We start from the raw sequence: 15,484 nt of genomic DNA on the forward strand, positions 1-15,484 counted from the left end.
ATCTCACGACATCAAGAATAAGGAGCGTCGACGTGAACAGAAGGACGATGGGCAAGACGGTGCTGGGTCTGGCCGGTGCCGCGATCGCGCTGAGCGTGGGGCTGGGCGCGGGCATGGGCTCCGCCTTCGCGCAGGAGAAGCTGAAGGTCGGCTTCGTCTATGTCGGCCCGGTCAGCGACCATGGCTACAGCTATCAGCACGACCAGGGCCGTCTGGCCGTCGAGAAGGCGCTGGGCGACAAGGTCACCACCACCTTCGTCGAGAACGTGCCGGAAGGCGCCGACGCCGAGCGCGTGATCGAGCAGCTGGCGGCCAGCGGCCACAAGCTGATCTTCACCACCTCCTTCGGCTTCATGAACCCGACGCTGAAGGTGGCCAAGCGCCATCCCGACGTGAAGTTCGAGCACGCCACCGGCTACAAGCGCGCCGAGAACGTCGCGACCTATTCCGGCCGCTTCTATGAAGGCCGCACGGTGGTGGGCGCCATCGCCGGCAAGATGACCAAGTCAAACATCATCGGCTACATCGGCTCCTACCCGATTCCCGAGGTGGTCGGCGGCATCAACGCCTTCACCATCGCGCTGCGCGAGCAGAACCCGAAGGCCGAGGTCCGCGTGGTCTGGGTCAACAGCTGGTACGACCCCGGCAAGGAAGCCGAGGCGGCCAAGGCGCTGATCGACCAGGGTGCCGACATCATCGTCCAGCACACCGACAGCCCGGCCCCGATCCAGACCGCCCAGGAGCGTGGGCTGTGGTCGGTCGGCCAGTCGTCCGACATGACCCGCTTCGGTCCGAAGTCGCACCTGACCGCGATCGTCGAGGACTGGAACGGATATTATGTCGACCGGGTGAAGGCGGTTCTCGACGGCAGCTGGAAGCCGATCGACACCTGGGGCGGCATCAGCACCGGCATGGTTGAGCTGGCCCCCTACAATCCGGCGATCCCGGCCGACGTCGTGAAGATGGCCGACCAGATCAAGGCCGACATCGTGTCCGGCAAGCGGCACTCCTTCCAGGGCCCGGTCAAGGACCAGTCCGGCAAGGTCGTGATCCCGGAAGGCAAAACCGCCACCGACGAGCAGATCCTAAAGATGGACTGGTACGTCGAGGGCGTGCAGGGCAAGGTTCCGAAGTAAGCAGTGTACTGTGTGGCGGACCGAGGGTGATGACCCTCGGTCCGTCGCGCGTTCCGGCGATGTGGGGAGGTGGGCGATGGACGGAAGCAGCCTCTACGACAGCGATTTTTACGCCTGGGCGAACGAACAGGCCGCCCTGCTGCGGGCCGGCAGGCTCGACGCGGTCGACATCGAGCACATCGCCGAGGAGATCGAGAGTATGGGCAAGACCGAGAAGAGGGAACTGGTCAACCGGCTGCGCGTGCTCCTGCACCATCTTCTGAAATGGGAACATCAACCCGCCCGCCGCGGAAACTCCTGGCGCCTTTCAGTTGCCAACAGCCGCGACGAAATCGAAACGCACCTGCGTGACAATCCGAGCCTGAAGTCGAAGCTCGGCGAATCGATTGCCGACGCCTACCGGCTGGCGCGGCGCGATGCCGCCGCCGAGACGGGCATCGACGAGGCTGTGTTCCCCGTTCAGTGCCCGTGGAGCTTTGCCAATATCATGGACGAGGGGTTCTGGCCGGAAGGCTGAAGAGTTCCAGCCGTCCCGGCCTACAGATACTCGCCCAGCAGCCGCAGGAACGGACGCGCTTCCTGCAGGACCAGGATGGTCTGATGGAACAGGTCCTCGGGCGAGGCGTGGTGTTCCAGCCGGATTTCTGAGAACAGGATGATCTTCTGTCCGCCCTGGACGATGAACCGGACATGCGGCAGCCCTTCGATTCCGCGCAGGACCGCCAGCAGGGCGCGGCGGCGCTCGGGGGCCTGGGCCGTATAGGGCACGTGGCCGACATCCGCCCAGATCTGGCAGATCGAGCCGCCGCCGTCCTCCGGCCCTTCATGCCGCACGGCGACGTTGAAGGGCAGGCCGTCGGCCATGAAGGTCAGCTTGCAGGGGCGGGGCGGCTTGGCGATGCCGAGAACGCCCTCCGGCGTCATCTCGATGGAGCCGGGATTGATGGGCAGGGCGCCGTCCGGCACTTCGGCCAGCGATTGAATGGTCTTCAGATCGGGAACGGACAAGGCGGCACGCTCGGCTTCAGGGGCAATGGAGACGACAGCATGGGCTCCGGCCGCTAAAATTCTGTAAAGGCTTGCAACGCACAGCTAGAATGGCTGTTCGCTGTGGTCTGAAAATACGAAGAAAGCAGGCGATGTCCGCCATCGATACCGTCGTCGTCCCCATCCACCGTGCCGGCTGGCCCTTCATCGCCGGTTTCGCGGTGGTTTCCCTGATCCTGGGTCTCGCCGTCTGGGCGCCGCTCGGCTGGATCGGTCTGGTGCTCACCCTGTGGTGCGCCTACTTCTTCCGCGATCCCGACCGGGTCACGCCGACGCGGCCCGGACTGCTGGTCAGCCCGGCCGACGGGCGCGTCACCATGATCGTCCAGGCGGTTCCGCCGAAAGAGCTCGGCATGGGGGACAAGGCGCTGACCCGGATCAGCGTGTTCCTCAACGTCTTCAACGTCCACGTCAACCGCGTGCCGGCCGATGGCACCATCGTGGCCGCCGAATACCACAAGGGCACCTTCGTCAACGCCGCGCTGGACAAGGCGAGCGACGAGAACGAGCGGATGGCCTTCCGCCACCGCCTGCCGGACGGGCGCGAGATCGCCTATGTCCAGATCGCCGGCCTGGTGGCGCGCCGCATCCTGTGGTGGGTCAAGGCCGGGCAGCAGGTGAAGGCGGGCGAACGGTTCGGCCTGATCCGATTCGGCAGCCGCACCGACATCTATCTGCCCGACGGCGTCGCCCCGCTGGTCTGCGTCGGCCAGACCGCCATTGGGGGCGAGACGATCCTGGCCGACCTGGACGGGACCGAAGCGCAGCGGCAGGGGGATGTGCGGCGATGAAACGACCGCCCGTCTTCCGCCAGCAGATCTTCCGCCCGCACCGGGCGCGCCGTCCCGGCCGGCCGCACCCGCGGCTGAAAGGGCTGTCGATCAACCACCTGTTGCCGAACGTGCTGACTGTGCTGGCGCTCTGCTCCGGCCTGACCGCGATCCGATTCGCCATGCAGGAGCGGTGGGAGCCGGCGGTCATCGCCATCGTCATCGCCGCCATCCTGGATGCGCTGGACGGCCGGATCGCCCGCCTGCTGAACGGGCAGAGCAAGTTCGGGGCGGAACTGGACAGCCTGTCCGACGCCATCAGCTTCGGCGTCGCCCCCGCCTTCATGATGTATCTGTGGGGGCTGAACGGTGCGGGCAGCCTGGGCTGGATCGCCGCCATGGCCTATGCCGTGTGCTGCGCCTTGCGGCTGGCGCGCTTTAACTCGCGGCTCGGCGTGGTCGACCTGCCGCCCTGGGCCTACAACTACTTTACCGGCGTGCCGGCGCCGGCCGGGGCCGGCCTCGTCCTGCTGCCGATGATCCTGGGGTTCGAGATCGGTCCGGAGTTCCCCGGCCATCCGGCCGTCATCGTGCCGTGGACCCTGCTGATCGGCGGGCTGATGGTCAGCATCCTGCCGACCTTCTCCTTCAAGGGTGCGCGGGTCCCGGCCCATTGGGTGGTGCCGGCCCTGGCCGGCGTCGGGCTGCTGGCGGCGATGATGGTCAGCCAGCCCTGGTGGACGCTCTCCATCGTCGGCATCGCCTATATGGTCAGCCTGCCATTCTCCATCGCCCAGTTCCGCAAGCTGCAACGGGCGGCGGAACTGATGCGCACGGAGATCGGCGAGCCGCTACCGGAGACGCAGGAGACCGAGGCGCAGGGAGCCGGATCGCAGGCTCCGGAAGGGGCGACGCCCGAGGACGAGGCACGGAAGCCGGTCTGACCGGCTTCCTCTCCCCCTTTTCCTATTCTGCCGCGGCCAATTCCTTGAACCGCTCGGCTGCCGCGACTTCGGCAGCCAGTTCGGTCACGGTGATGCGCGCCACCATCGGGATCTGCCCCAGGCAACGGCCGACATGGTCGGTTTCCGCCTGGGGCAGATCGCCGATTTCCATGGCGATGTCGAGCATGTCGCCGGTCAGCCGGCTGTGCAGGGCCAGCGGGACCAATCCGCGCTTGGCGACATATTCCAGAACGCGGGGCAGGGTGCCGGGATCGGCGTCGGCGACCAGGGAGAAGACGACCCGGCGGCCGGGTGCTGTCGCGCGCGCGTCCGAAGCGGACACGGGGGCGGCATTCGAAGAATTGGCGTTCAGGGAATTGGTGTTCACGGTGCTGGACATGGCGTGATCGGGTCTTCAGACGGTTCTGCGGACTGGACGAGCGAAATCCCCGGCTCTCAAAGGAGAACCGGGCCGCTAATTCGCAGAATGCCGTCGATGCGATGCACGTTCATGGGATAGGAGCCTAAGCGGCCACGCACCGTCCGTCAACAGGGGCGAACTCGCCGAAAGATCGGCAGTGTCGCGTTCGGGGAGCGCCGGTGGCGCGACATCCCTCCTTGGTGGTGGAGAACCGTCACGTTCGAGCCGGACAGGAACAAAGTCCAGAGGATCCCGTTGAGGTTCCGCTTGTCCGTCACAAATGCTCCATCATAAGGGAGAAGGCCATGCTCGGCACGATTCTGCTCATCATCCTCATTCTGATGCTTCTCGGCGCCGTTCCGGCCTGGCCGCACAGCCGCGGCTGGGGCTATGGTCCCAGCGGCATCCTCGGCGTGCTGCTGATCGTCCTGATCGTTCTGCTGCTGATGGGCCGGATCTGATCCGCAACCTGTCGACCTGATGCTATCTGCCCGATGGGCGGCGGGGCCGGCGGAGCGCGAACATGAGCCATCCGACCGGCCCCAGCATCAGCACCATCACCAGCCATCCGGCGCGCGGTCCGAACGGGCAGCGCGATCCGGCCGGCGGCCGCCACCCGCCACCCCGGCGCGACAAGGCCACATGCAGCAGTGGCAGCCCGTATAAGGCGAACAGGATCAGCCAGGGGATCGCGGGCCAGGGAATCATGGCGGAAAGATCGGCATTCATCCTCCGACGATAGCATCGATCTTCAAGCTGTTGCGACCGATCGTCACGGCATAATGCGGATGCATGCAGCCTCGGTTGCGCTGCACACAGGGCAACGAGGTTGAAGCCGGTGGGGACTTTCGGCTAGGGTCGTCGACAAGATCGTCCGAAGGGCCTAGCCATGGCACTGGAAATCGAGCGGCGCTTTCTCGTCCGCAAGGATGTCCGGCATCTCTGCCGGAATGGCGTCCGAATGGTCCAGGGATACCTGCCGTCCGACGGCGTCAGCACGGTCCGCGTCCGCATCGCGGAGGACCGGGCGACCCTGACCATCAAATCGCTGAAGCGCGGAGCTTGCCGGGACGAGGTGGAGCACCCGCTGGATCTGGATTTCGCGCGCCAGCTTCTTCTCCACGGCTGCGAAGGCCGGGTGATCGAAAAGACCCGCTACCGCCATTGCCAGGACGGCCTGTGCTGGGAGATCGACGTCTTCGATGGCGAAAATTCCGGCCTCGTCATTGCGGAGGTCGAGTTGAAGTCCCCCGACCAGACGGTGCCGCTGCCGGACTGGATCGGCGCGGAGGTCACCACGTTGCGTGCCTACGGCAACTCCGCCCTTTCCCGTGCGCCGATCCGGCGCTGGTCCGCTGCCGCCGCTTGAAGGGTCGCGTGTGGGCGCGACCCGAGCGGCGATAAGCCAGCAGAGTGGGTCAGGCCGTCCGTACCTTGTTCAGGAAGCCCTGAACCTCGCCACGCAGGCGGTCGGCCTGGGTCGCGAGAGTGCGGCTGGCATCCAGAACCGCATCGGCGGCGCCGCCGGTCTTGGTGGCGGCGGTGGTCACCTCGGCGATGTTGCGCATCACCTGCTGGGTGCCTTCTGCGGCCTGCTGGACATTCTGGGCGATCTCGCGCGTGGCGCTGCCCTGCTGTTCCATTTCGAGCGCGATGTCGGTAACCGTGCCGCTGATCGCGGTCACCGCGTCGGAGATGGTGCGGATGGCCTCCACCGCGCTGGTGGTAGCGGTCTGCATCTCCGCGACCTGGGCGGAAATCTCCTCGGTCGCCTTGGCGGTCTGGCCGGCGAGGTTCTTAACCTCGGTCGCCACCACGGCGAAGCCCTTGCCGGCCTCGCCGGCGCGGGCGGCTTCGATGGTGGCGTTGAGCGCCAAGAGGTTGGTCTGCTCGGCGATTTCGCCGATCAGGCCGACGACCTGGCCGATGCGCTCGGCAGCCATCGACAGACCCTCGACGATGCTGTTGGTCTGCACCGCCTTGTCGGCGGCCCCCGACGCGGTGGCGGAGCTGGCGTTCAACTGGCGCGAGATTTCGGCGATCGAGGCCGACAACTGTTCCGCCGCCGCGGCGACGGTCTGCACATTCGCGGTCGCCTGCTGCGAGGCGGTGGCGACGGCGGTGGATTTCGCGGTGGTCAGCGCCGCGTCCGACGACATCTCCTGCGCATCGCGGCCCAGCGAGCCGGCCGACTCGGTCAGCGAGGTCACCACGCCCGACACCGCCTGTTCGAAGCCGTTGGCGAATTCGTTCATCGTGCGGCGGCGGTCGGCATCGATCTGGATGCGCATCTCCTCCCGCTCGCGCTCCATCCGCCGCATCTCCAGGGCGTTGTCCTTGAAGATGGTCATGGCGGCGGCCATGTTGCGCAACTCGTCCTTGCGGTCGCCACCGGGAATGTCGACGCTCAGGTCGCCCTCGGCGAGCCGGCCCATGGCGCCGGTCATGGCGTGCAGCGGGAGGGTGATGGCGCGGTCGATGATCCAGGCCATCAGTGCGCCCAGCAGCAGCGCCACCGCCGCACCGATGGCGATCACCATGCCGGCGCTGGCGCGGCCGGCCTCGCGATCCTCACGCTGCAGGGTGACCAGACGGCCAACCTGACCGCTGACCGCGGCCGATGCCTTGGCCATCGCCTCCGACGCGTCATGCTGCTTGGCGACGGCGGAGGACAGTGCGGTGAATTCCGAGTCGAAAGCGCGGGCGGCCTCGGTGATGGCGGCGATCAGCGCCCGCCCTTCCCGATCGACCAGGACGGCGCCGGCCTCTCCGGCAATCGCCAGGATCTCCTTCACCGCGGCGGCAGCCGCGACTTTGGCGTCCGCCGAGCCGGTCAGCAGAAAATCGCGCTGGGCCAGCATCGCCGATTGCGCGTCCTGCACCAGCCGCATTGCCAGACCGCGCAGCATGACGGCCTCGTTCACCTCGCTCTGGGCGTATTTCGAGGCTTCGGTCAGCGCTTCGGTCACCATGGCCTGGTTCTTCTGGAGTTCCATGGCGCGCTCCTGCACGCCGCGGGCCGCCTCGTCCAGCCCGGCGGCCACGCCGACCTCGGTCAGCGCGGCGATGCCCTTGCCGTGCAGGGCGCGCACGGTGTCGTGGTAGGCGCGGGCGTCGCCGGCGATCCGGGCGGCGGATTCCTCGTCATTGGTGCCGACGAGGTCCTTGGCGACGGTGTCGGTAATCTGCACCAGCTCGTCCAGCGCCGCGACGATCCGGTCGGCCAGGGCCTGATCGGCGTTGCGGCGCAGATCGCTCTGCTGGCGCCGGACCTCCAGCACCCGTTCGATGACGCGGTTCGCGCGCTCCGCCGTGTCCATGCTGTGGCGCAGCTCGGTGTCGGCATCGCGCTTGCTGGCCATATTCAGGTCATAGCGCTCCGATTGCTGCTTGCCGATCTTCTCGGCGATCTCGCGCAGCGCGCGGGCGCGCAGTTCCATGCTGGCGGTGCGGGCGTGCGCCTCACCGTCCTGGGCGACGAAATTGTTGAAGGCGGCGCGGTAGCCGTCGATGCCGGACAGCACTTCGTCCAGCAGCCGGCGTCCCTCGCCGTCGGTCAGGGCGGCGCGCGTCTGCTGCGCCTCGGCCTGCAGGGCGTCCAGCATGCCCGGAACGTTGGTCGCGGCCTTGGCGTCGCGTTCGGTGACGAATCGCGCCTCCTCCAGCCGCACCGACTTCAGCCTTGTGTCGAGGTCGGCGGTATGGGCTTCCAGACCGACCCGTTCGGCGTAGGTGCTCAGGCTGTTCCAGCCGACGAACGCCACGCCAACCGTCAGGAGCAGCACGGCGGCAAAGCCAAGCGCTATCCGCGTTCCGATCGTCATGGATTATGGACTCCCCGATGGCATCGCAAGTGGCGATGCTTCTCCCCGATCATTGGGACGATTGAACCACAGGACGCTTTATGTCCGGTTTGATTCAAGTCAGGAATCCCACTTATTTCAGAAGCGGTCGGGCATCCAGCACGGTGCGCCGCGAAATACGCGGTGCAAACGGCCGATCATCTTTTCTTCACCATGAAGCAAACCAGCTCTCCAAAGTGTGCGAGCGCTTGCGTGCCCCGTGAACAGACTGGCGAAAGCGGCGGTGCCGATCCGAGCCGGCGGGTCAAGGACTTGCGCTGTTTTCGAGATATTTCCAGCAGAGCTGACAACCTCAAGGTGGTGGCGCGCGCAATTGTCGAAAATTAAATCGTCATTTATCTCAAAAATGGCATACTCTTGTATGTCGGCTGGGTATCCCCTCGCCTCCAGGGCCTTGCCGGCATCGAGGGGGCGGACCAGCCACTCCTCGCGGCACTCGAGCGCCACGCCATCGCCGGCAAGCAGCGCCAGCGGGTCATCCGGACCGCCGCGCCATGTCACCCGGTCCACTTGAGCCCTGAAACCGGCCAGCATGGTCATGGCCGGTTTCAGCGACCGTGAGGAGGGCAGGCAGAGGTCGGCGACGTCGAGGCGCCGATCCTGAGGCGGCGTCACCGCGATGTAGCCATCCTGGTTGCGGTAAAGCTCCGACGGCTCGCCGTCCGGGCAGAGGGCGAGCGTCCACAGCGCCTCGGTCCTTTCCGGCAGGCCGCTCTGCTCCTCCAGCAGAGGTTGGCGGAGCATTGCCAACGGCACGGCGTCGAGCGGGTCCGCCGGCCACAAGTCGCTTGCGGCAGCCCTGGACTGCGCAAAGGCCGATGGCGGTGCGCTCCAGCGGCAGGTGACGCCGCCGCGGCCAAAGCCGAGCCGATGATAGAAAGGAAGGGTTGCCGGGCAGAGCACCGCCAACGCCGCCCCGGCCTGCCGCCCCTCCATCAGCAGGGCCCGCATCAGCGCACTGCCATGGCCGGCGCCGCGCAGGGCCGGGTCGACCGCCACCATGGCGATGGCCTGCACCGGAACCGGCCGCCCGCCGAACCACTGATTCATCGTCCAAAAGGCGGCACAGGCGGCCAATGCGGTGCCGGTGGACCGAGGAACACGCAGGACGCGGATGCTGTCCATGCCGAACAGGCCGGCGTAGCGGTCGAACAGGTCGCGCGACAGCCCGAAGCCGAGCCGCGCCAGCCGGGCGACGGCGTTCAGCTCCTCCGGCTGGGCCGGCCCGTATTCATGATGGTGAGCAGGAAGGGTGACGACCGGCCTCCACTCGTTCAGCGGCCGGCGGGACCGCGGCGCGGGCTTCGTGCAGCAAAGATGCGAGTTTGTTCATATGACAACGAAACAGCGTTGGCGGCAACAGAGTGAGCGGAGGACGAGAGCGCGCGTAGAGGAAATGCCGTTCAGGCGTCCGTGCTCGTCGCGCCGCTCAATCTCGCTGCTGCCCACCCGGCCGACTCGCGCACCACCTCGCTGGCATCCTGTGCCAGGGCCTCCGCCACCGGTTTCAGGGACGGATCGCCGCTGTTGCCGATCGCGATGAGGACATTGCGGACGAAGCGGTCGCGGCCGATGCGCTTGATTGGGGAGCCGCTGAACACCTGCCGGAAGCCAGCATCATCCAACTGCGCCAGATCGGCCAGCCGCGGCGCGGTCAGCTCGGCCCGCGGCAGGAAGGCGGGTTCGCGGGTCGCGCGGGCGAACTTGTTCCAGGGACAGGCGGCAAGGCAATCGTCGCAGCCATAGATGCGGTTGCCCATCAGCGGCTTGAGGTCTTCGGGAATCGGCCCCTTGTGTTCGATGGTCAGATAGCTGATGCAGCGCCGGGCGTCGATCTGGTAGGGCGCCGGGAAGGCGGCGGTCGGGCAGGCGACCTGACAGCGGTCGCAGGAGCCGCAGCGGTCGCGTGCCGGCGGGTCGGGGGGCAATTCCAGCGTCGTGTAGATCTCGCCCAGGAACAGCCAGGAACCATGGTCGCGCGACACCAGATTGGTGTGCTTGCCCTGCCAGCCCAGCCCGGCCTGCGCCGCCAGCGGCTTTTCCATCACCGGGGCGGTGTCGACGAACACCTTCACGCCGGCCTTGGTCTGATGGGTCAGCCATTGCGCCAGCGTCTTCAATCGGCCCTTGATCAGGTCGTGATAGTCGCGGTTGCGGGCATAGACCGAGACGATGCCGCGGTCGGGATGCTCCGCCAGACGGCGCGGGTCGTCGTGCGGGGCGTAGCTGGTGCCGAGCGCGATGACGGTGCGCGCCTCGTCCCACAGCGACTGCGGATGGCTGCGCTGGTCGCTGCGCTCGGCCATCCAGCCCATGTCGCCGTGCCGGCCCTCGGCAACGAACTGCGCGAGACGCTCGCGCGCCTCCGGCCCCAGTGCTGCCGGGGCGAAGCCCACCGCGTCGAACCCCACCGCCAGCGCGCGGTCGCGGATGGCGTCCCGCAGCCGCGCCAGGTCGGCGGAAGACAGCGGAGCGGGCTTAGCCGCGGCCACGGTAGGTCGGCACGTCCTGCGACGGGATCCAGACGCCTTTCGGCGGCTCCCCGGTCTGGAAGAACACGTCGATGGGGATGCCGCCGCGCGGATACCAGTAGCCGCCGATGCGCAGCCAGACCGGCGACAGTTCGTCCACCAGCCGCTTGCCGATGCCCACCGTGCAGGCCTCGTGGAAGGCGCCGTGGTTGCGGAAGCTGGTCAGGAACAGCTTCAGCGACTTCGATTCGACCAGCCAGTCGCCGGGCACATAGTCGATGACCAGATGGGCGAAGTCCGGCTGGCCGGTGATCGGGCAGAGCGAGGTGAACTCGGGTGCGGTGAAGCGCACGCAGTAGGGAGTGCCGGGGTTCGGGTTCGGCACCCGCTCCAGCACGGCCTCTTCCGGCGTACTGGGCTGGATTGTGGAGCCGCCGAGCTGGGTCAGGCCGGCATAGATGTTCTCACTCATCGGTGTTTTCCTCCGCCACCCGCTCGGCTTCCGGCGGGGCGCTGTCCTTGTCCGCCTTCGGCGGAGCATTGTCCTTGTCCGCCTTCGGCGGAACACTGTCTTTACCCGCCTTCGGCGGGCGGCCTTGCTTCGGCGGCTTGCCGGGCTTGGCGATGGGGTCCACGGTCGCCTCGATGTCGCCTTCGTTCATGCGGGCTTCCATGGCGCCGGCGACCTTCTCGAAATTGCCGTCGGCGATGGCCTGCCGCATCGTCCGCATCACGTCCTGGTAGTAATGCAGGTTGTGCCAAGTCAGCAGCATCGGCCCCAGCATCTCGTCCGCCTTGAACAGATGATGCAGATAGCCCCGGCTGTAGCTCCGGCAAGTCGGGCAGCCGCACTCGGCATCGAGTGGGCGCTCGTCATGGGCATGGCGGGCGTTGCGGATGTTGATGGTGCCGCGGCGGACGAAGGCCTGGCCGGTGCGGCCCGACCGCGTCGGCATCACGCAGTCGAACATGTCGACGCCGCGCCGTACCGCGCCGATCAGGTCGCTCGGCCGGCCGACGCCCATCAGGTAGCGCGGGCGGTCCTTGACCATCAGCGGCTCGGTGAAGTCGAGCACGCGGAACATCGTCTCCTGGCCTTCGCCGACCGCCAGCCCGCCGATGGCGTAGCCGTCGAAGCCGATGTCGGTCAGGGCGGCAACGCTCTCCGCCCGCTGCTCCGGATAGATGCTGCCCTGGACGATGCCGAACAGGCCGTAGCCGGGCCGTTCGACGAAGGCGTCCCTGCTGCGCCGCGCCCAGCGCATCGACAGCCGCATGGAGGATTCCGCCTGCGCTTCCGTCGCCGGGAAGGGCGTGCATTCGTCCAGGCACATGGTGATGTTGCTGTCCAGCATGTGCTGGATCTGGATGGAGCGTTCCGGCGTCAGGTGGTGCCGGCTGCCGTCCAGGTGCGATTTGAAGGTGACGCCTTCCTCCGACATCGTGCGCAGGTCGGACAGGCTCATCACCTGGAAGCCGCCGCTGTCGGTCAGGATCGGCTTGTCCCAGTTCATGAAGCGATGCAGGCCGCCCAGCTGCGCCACCCGCTCCGCCGTCGGGCGCAGCATCAGGTGATAGGTGTTGCCCAGCAGGATTTCCGCACCTGTGGAGGCCACCGCGTCGGTGGTCATCGCCTTCACCGTCGCGGCGGTGCCGACCGGCATGAAGGCCGGCGTCTCGATGGTGCCGTGGGCGGTGGTGACGCGGCCGCGCCGCGCCCGCCCGTCGGTCGCCAGAAGGTCAAAGCCGATGCCGGTCATGTTGGGTCCGTCCTGTGCAGCAGCGAGGCGTCGCCGTAGCTGAAGAAGCGATAGTCGGTGTCGATGGCATGCCTATAGGCCGCGCGCATGCGGTCATAGCCGGCGAAGGCGCAGACCAGCATGAACAGGGTCGATTTCGGCAGGTGGAAGTTGGTCCACAGCAAATCGACGATGCGGAAGCGGTAGCCGGGGGTGATGAAGATGTCGGTGTCGCCGCTGAAGGGGACCAGCGTCCCGTCCGGCCGGCCCGCCGTCTCCAGGATGCGCAGCGCCGTGGTGCCGACCGAGACGATCCGGCCGCCGGCCTTGCGCGTCTCGTTCACCGCGGCGGCGGTCTCGGCAGAGATTTCGCCCCATTCGCTGTGCATCTTGTGGTCGGCGATGTCGTCGACCTTCACCGGCAGGAAGGTGCCGGCCCCGACATGCAGCGTTACCGGCACCCGCCGCACGCTGCGCTCGTCCAGCGCCGCCAGCAACTCGGGCGTGAAGTGCAGCCCGGCGGTGGGGGCGGCGACGGCACCCTCGCGGGCGGCAAAGACGGTCTGGTAATCGGCGTTGTCCCCCTCGTCGGCCTTGCGGCGGATGTAGGGCGGCAGCGGCATCCGGCCGTGGCGGTGCAGCGCCTCCATGAGATTCGCCCCGCCGGCGGAGAAGCGCAGCTGTACCTCCATGCCGTCCTTGGCGATCACCTCGGCGCTGAAGTCATCGGCTATGACGATGGTGTCGCCGGGTTTCAGCCGCTTGCCGGGCTTGGAGAAGGTCGCCCATTCCCGTTCGCCCAGCCGCTTGTGCAGCGTGATCTCCACCGCCACCTCGCCGCGCCGGCCGTCGAGCCGGGCCGGGATGACGCGGGTGTCGTTGACGACCATCAGGTCACCCGGCTGCAACAGCGTCGGAAGGTCCCGCACGATGAAGTCGCGCAAGGTGGAGCCCACCTCCAGCAGGCGGGCGGCGTCACGCGGCCGGACGGGATGCTCGGCGATCCGGTCGGGCGGCAGGTCGAAGTCGAAATCGGCGGTCTTCATGGGAGGCGCAAGCTATAGACCGAACCGGCCCCCGTTGTGAAGGGACAGGAACGGGACACAGTCCTGCTGGACCGGCCCTGTCCCGATCCGCAGTCTTCTCACGCCGCGCGCAACTGCGACAGGAACTCGGCAAGCTGACGCTCCATCGCCACCGCCTCCTGCGACAGGGTGGTGGAGGCGTTCAGCACATTCTTGGCGGCGGTGCCGGTTTCTCCCGCGGCCGCCGACACGCCGGTGATGTTGTGGTTCACGTCGCGGGTGCCGGTGGAGGCCTGCTGTGCGTTGCGGGCGATCTCCCCGGTTGCGGCGGCCTGCTGCGAAACCGCTCCGGCAATGCCGGTGGCGATCTCGTTCATCGATTCGATGACGCGCGTGATGCCCTGGATGTCGGAGACGGCCTCGCCGGTGGCGGTCTGGATGGCGGTGATCTGGGCGGAGATTTCCTCCGTCGCCTTGGCGGTCTGGTTGGCGAGATTCTTCACCTCGCTCGCCACCACGGCGAATCCCTTGCCGGCCTCTCCGGCCCGTGCGGCTTCGATGGTCGCGTTCAGCGCCAGCAGGTTGGTCTGTGAGGCGATGGAGTTGATCAACTGGACCACGTCGCCGACCTGCCGGGCCGCGGCGGCCAAGCCATCGACCTTGGCGTTGGCATGCCGTGCGCGCTCCACCGCCTCCTCGGCGATGCCCGTCGACTGCGAGACCTGGCGACCGATTTCCCCGACCGATGCCGACAGTTCCTCCGCCGCAGCGGCGACCGTCTCGACGCTGGCGGAGGTCTGCTGGGTTGCTGCGGCGACCGCTTCCGACCGGAGATTGGTCTGGTCCGCCGTGTCGGTCATCATCTTCGCCGCCTGCTGAAGCACCCGCGCCTCGCCGGCGACCGTGCGCAGGATGCCGCCAATCCTCTGTTCCAGCCGGTCGGCCAGCTGCCGCATGGCCTGGATGCGTTCCTCTTCCGCCCGCAGGTCGGCGTTGCGCTGCTCCTCCTCCAGCCGGCGTTTTTCGATGGCATTGCCTTTGAAGATGACGAGCGCCGATGCCATGGCTCCGATTTCGTCGGATCGACCTTCGGCCGGCACGATCACGGCGGTGTCGCCGTCGGCCAGACGATGCATCGCGTCGGTCATAGCGGACAGTGGACGGGTGACGCCGCGCGTCATCATGATGGCGGTGCCCAGACAGGCGACCAACCCGATCAGGCCGCCGGCAATCACCACCAGCTTCAGCGAATCGACATCGGCCCGCACGGTGTCGATCGACCGGTTCAGCTTGGCGATCTCCGCGGCGGCGGCCGTATCGGTCTTGCTGACCAGCGCCTCCAGACTGTCGGTGATGGCTTCCGCCGTCTTGTCAAACTCGCCCATCAGGCGGTTGCCGCCAGCCGGGCCGTCGGCGATGAAGGCCTCGGCCATCCGCTTGCCGGTGTCGTAATAAGGGGCGAACGCGCCTGCCGTCTCGCGCAACGCCTCCTGAACGTCGGTCAGGCCGAGCGTGGAGGCGAGTGCCGCGGCACGCGCGATCTCGGCCCTGAACCCTTCGGCATGCTCGGCCGCCTTGGCCGGACCGTCATCCAGCCCGTCGAGCCCGCGGGTGGCAGACACATCGGTCAGCCATTGCTGAACCTGAATGATGTGGATCTGGATTTCCTTGATCGACTTGACCAGTTCCAGACCGTTTTCGGTCACGCGGTCGGACGAGCTTTCCATTGTGTTCAGCGAGTCGTGCTCCTCGCTCACCGTCATCCAGGTCGCCGCCATCGAGAACAGCAGGATGGCCGCAATCAGGGCCATTGCGATCGACAGTCTGCGCTTGATCGACATTCCTATGTTTCCCTCGCTCAAATCCGCTGATTTGGATCAGGCCGGACGAAGCGCAGGGTCGACGGACCCGCTGTCAGGCATCCTGTTTTTGAATAAGTGATCAATAACGATGCTGTCGAGCGGTTCCGTTCGCGTTCAAACAGAAAGCCATAAAAATCCGAACAGGGTTCAAAAAGATTTCCGGATGGTTTCGTCTTTATATTGATTGGCCGGTCATTGAGTGAGCG

The 15,484-nt window shown here is 67.0% G+C and carries 16 protein-coding genes; 7 read left to right on the forward strand and 9 right to left on the reverse strand.

Annotation, left to right across the window (positions count from 1 at the left end):
* Positions 1 to 47: 47 nt before the first annotated feature.
* Positions 48 to 1,136, forward strand: coding sequence for a BMP family ABC transporter substrate-binding protein (locus ABNQ40_RS20760; RefSeq protein WP_098739394.1), 1,089 nt, complete (start codon positions 48 to 50; stop codon positions 1,134 to 1,136).
* 76 nt (positions 1,137 to 1,212) lie between these two features.
* Positions 1,213 to 1,653 (forward strand): DUF29 domain-containing protein, encoded by a 441-nt coding sequence (locus tag ABNQ40_RS20765; RefSeq protein ID WP_109052093.1) that lies wholly within the window; start codon positions 1,213 to 1,215, stop codon positions 1,651 to 1,653.
* Positions 1,654 to 1,673: 20 nt separating this feature from the next.
* Here ABNQ40_RS20765 and ABNQ40_RS20770 read toward each other — a convergent pair whose 3' ends face one another.
* Positions 1,674 to 2,144 (reverse strand): hypothetical protein, encoded by a 471-nt coding sequence (locus ABNQ40_RS20770; protein WP_109052094.1) that lies wholly within the window; start codon positions 2,142 to 2,144, stop codon positions 1,674 to 1,676.
* 131 nt (positions 2,145 to 2,275) lie between these two features.
* On the opposite strand from ABNQ40_RS20770, the gene ABNQ40_RS20775 reads away from it, so the two are divergent.
* Positions 2,276 to 2,974 carry a phosphatidylserine decarboxylase gene (locus tag ABNQ40_RS20775; protein WP_246307006.1) on the forward strand — a complete coding sequence of 233 codons (699 nt, stop codon included), beginning with the start codon at positions 2,276 to 2,278 and terminating at the stop codon, positions 2,972 to 2,974.
* The gene (locus ABNQ40_RS20780; RefSeq protein ID WP_109052096.1) at positions 2,971 to 3,897 is read left to right on the forward strand and encodes a phosphatidylcholine/phosphatidylserine synthase; all 927 of its coding nucleotides are present in this window, start codon (positions 2,971 to 2,973) and stop codon (positions 3,895 to 3,897) included. The genes ABNQ40_RS20775 and ABNQ40_RS20780 overlap by 4 nt, the downstream gene beginning before the upstream one ends.
* 22 nt (positions 3,898 to 3,919) lie before the next feature.
* Here the strand turns inward: ABNQ40_RS20780 and ABNQ40_RS20785 are convergent, their stop codons facing one another.
* The gene (locus ABNQ40_RS20785; protein WP_109052097.1) at positions 3,920 to 4,297 is read right to left on the reverse strand and encodes a hypothetical protein; all 378 of its coding nucleotides are present in this window, start codon (positions 4,295 to 4,297) and stop codon (positions 3,920 to 3,922) included.
* Between the two features lie 326 nt (positions 4,298 to 4,623).
* On the opposite strand from ABNQ40_RS20785, the gene ABNQ40_RS20790 reads away from it, so the two are divergent.
* The 3 genes from ABNQ40_RS20790 (at position 4,624) to ABNQ40_RS20800 (ending at position 5,687) form a co-directional block, all read left to right on the forward strand.
* Positions 4,624 to 4,779: a DUF3309 family protein gene (locus tag ABNQ40_RS20790; protein ID WP_042694949.1), complete on the forward strand. Its 156-nt coding sequence runs from the start codon at positions 4,624 to 4,626 to the stop codon at positions 4,777 to 4,779.
* Between the two features lie 62 nt (positions 4,780 to 4,841).
* Complete coding sequence (locus ABNQ40_RS20795; protein WP_158285633.1) at positions 4,842 to 5,060, forward strand: hypothetical protein; 219 nt, start codon at positions 4,842 to 4,844, stop codon at positions 5,058 to 5,060.
* A gap of 147 nt (positions 5,061 to 5,207) precedes the next feature.
* The gene (locus ABNQ40_RS20800) at positions 5,208 to 5,687 is read left to right on the forward strand and encodes a CYTH domain-containing protein (protein WP_109052099.1); all 480 of its coding nucleotides are present in this window, start codon (positions 5,208 to 5,210) and stop codon (positions 5,685 to 5,687) included.
* A 49-nt stretch (positions 5,688 to 5,736) separates the two neighbouring features.
* Here ABNQ40_RS20800 and ABNQ40_RS20805 read toward each other — a convergent pair whose 3' ends face one another.
* The 7 genes from ABNQ40_RS20805 to ABNQ40_RS20835 form a co-directional block, all read right to left on the reverse strand.
* Positions 5,737 to 8,142: a methyl-accepting chemotaxis protein gene (locus tag ABNQ40_RS20805; RefSeq protein ID WP_109052100.1), complete on the reverse strand. Its 2,406-nt coding sequence runs from the start codon at positions 8,140 to 8,142 to the stop codon at positions 5,737 to 5,739.
* 117 nt (positions 8,143 to 8,259) lie between these two features.
* Complete coding sequence (eis, locus tag ABNQ40_RS20810) at positions 8,260 to 9,459, reverse strand: enhanced intracellular survival protein Eis (RefSeq protein ID WP_282187256.1); 1,200 nt, start codon at positions 9,457 to 9,459, stop codon at positions 8,260 to 8,262.
* Positions 9,460 to 9,584: 125 nt separating this feature from the next.
* On the reverse strand, positions 9,585 to 10,673 hold the full coding sequence (gene queG / locus ABNQ40_RS20815; RefSeq protein ID WP_247880093.1) for a tRNA epoxyqueuosine(34) reductase QueG: 1,089 nt from the start codon (positions 10,671 to 10,673) through the stop codon (positions 9,585 to 9,587).
* On the reverse strand, positions 10,660 to 11,124 hold the full coding sequence (queF, locus tag ABNQ40_RS20820; RefSeq protein ID WP_109052101.1) for a preQ(1) synthase: 465 nt from the start codon (positions 11,122 to 11,124) through the stop codon (positions 10,660 to 10,662). Before queF ends, queG begins: the two co-directional genes overlap by 14 nt.
* Positions 11,117 to 12,412 (reverse strand): tRNA guanosine(34) transglycosylase Tgt, encoded by a 1,296-nt coding sequence (gene tgt / locus ABNQ40_RS20825; RefSeq protein WP_109052102.1) that lies wholly within the window; start codon positions 12,410 to 12,412, stop codon positions 11,117 to 11,119. The genes queF and tgt overlap by 8 nt, the downstream gene beginning before the upstream one ends.
* Entirely contained in the window at positions 12,409 to 13,437 is a 1,029-nt protein-coding gene (queA, locus tag ABNQ40_RS20830; protein ID WP_109052103.1) for a tRNA preQ1(34) S-adenosylmethionine ribosyltransferase-isomerase QueA, read from the reverse strand. Before queA ends, tgt begins: the two co-directional genes overlap by 4 nt.
* Before the next feature lie 98 nt (positions 13,438 to 13,535).
* The gene (locus tag ABNQ40_RS20835; RefSeq protein ID WP_109052104.1) at positions 13,536 to 15,257 is read right to left on the reverse strand and encodes a methyl-accepting chemotaxis protein; all 1,722 of its coding nucleotides are present in this window, start codon (positions 15,255 to 15,257) and stop codon (positions 13,536 to 13,538) included.
* Positions 15,258 to 15,484 lie beyond the last annotated feature (227 nt).

It is taken from the genome of Azospirillum sp. A23, assembly GCF_042938965.1.
In the GTDB taxonomy this organism is placed as follows: Bacteria; Pseudomonadota; Alphaproteobacteria; order Azospirillales; family Azospirillaceae; genus Azospirillum; species Azospirillum melinis.

Bases quoted from the DNA above. Each gene is read 5' to 3' on its own strand.
- ABNQ40_RS20760 (WP_098739394.1), top strand. From the start codon at position 48: ATGGGCAAGACGGTGCTGGGTCTGGCCGGTGCCGCGATCGCGCTGAGC.
- ABNQ40_RS20765 (WP_109052093.1), top strand. From the start codon at position 1,213: ATGGACGGAAGCAGCCTCTACGACAGCGATTTTTACGCCTGGGCGAAC.
- ABNQ40_RS20775 (WP_246307006.1), top strand. From the start codon at position 2,276: ATGTCCGCCATCGATACCGTCGTCGTCCCCATCCACCGTGCCGGCTGG.
- ABNQ40_RS20780 (WP_109052096.1), top strand. From the start codon at position 2,971: ATGAAACGACCGCCCGTCTTCCGCCAGCAGATCTTCCGCCCGCACCGG.
- ABNQ40_RS20785 (WP_109052097.1), bottom strand. From the start codon at position 4,297: ATGTCCAGCACCGTGAACACCAATTCCCTGAACGCCAATTCTTCGAAT.
- ABNQ40_RS20790 (WP_042694949.1), top strand. From the start codon at position 4,624: ATGCTCGGCACGATTCTGCTCATCATCCTCATTCTGATGCTTCTCGGC.
- ABNQ40_RS20795 (WP_158285633.1), top strand. From the start codon at position 4,842: ATGAGCCATCCGACCGGCCCCAGCATCAGCACCATCACCAGCCATCCG.
- ABNQ40_RS20800 (WP_109052099.1), top strand. From the start codon at position 5,208: ATGGCACTGGAAATCGAGCGGCGCTTTCTCGTCCGCAAGGATGTCCGG.
- ABNQ40_RS20805 (WP_109052100.1), bottom strand. From the start codon at position 8,142: ATGACGATCGGAACGCGGATAGCGCTTGGCTTTGCCGCCGTGCTGCTC.
- queF (WP_109052101.1), bottom strand. From the start codon at position 11,124: ATGAGTGAGAACATCTATGCCGGCCTGACCCAGCTCGGCGGCTCCACA.
- tgt (WP_109052102.1), bottom strand. From the start codon at position 12,412: ATGACCGGCATCGGCTTTGACCTTCTGGCGACCGACGGGCGGGCGCGG.
- queA (WP_109052103.1), bottom strand. From the start codon at position 13,437: ATGAAGACCGCCGATTTCGACTTCGACCTGCCGCCCGACCGGATCGCC.
- ABNQ40_RS20835 (WP_109052104.1), bottom strand. From the start codon at position 15,257: ATGTCGATCAAGCGCAGACTGTCGATCGCAATGGCCCTGATTGCGGCC.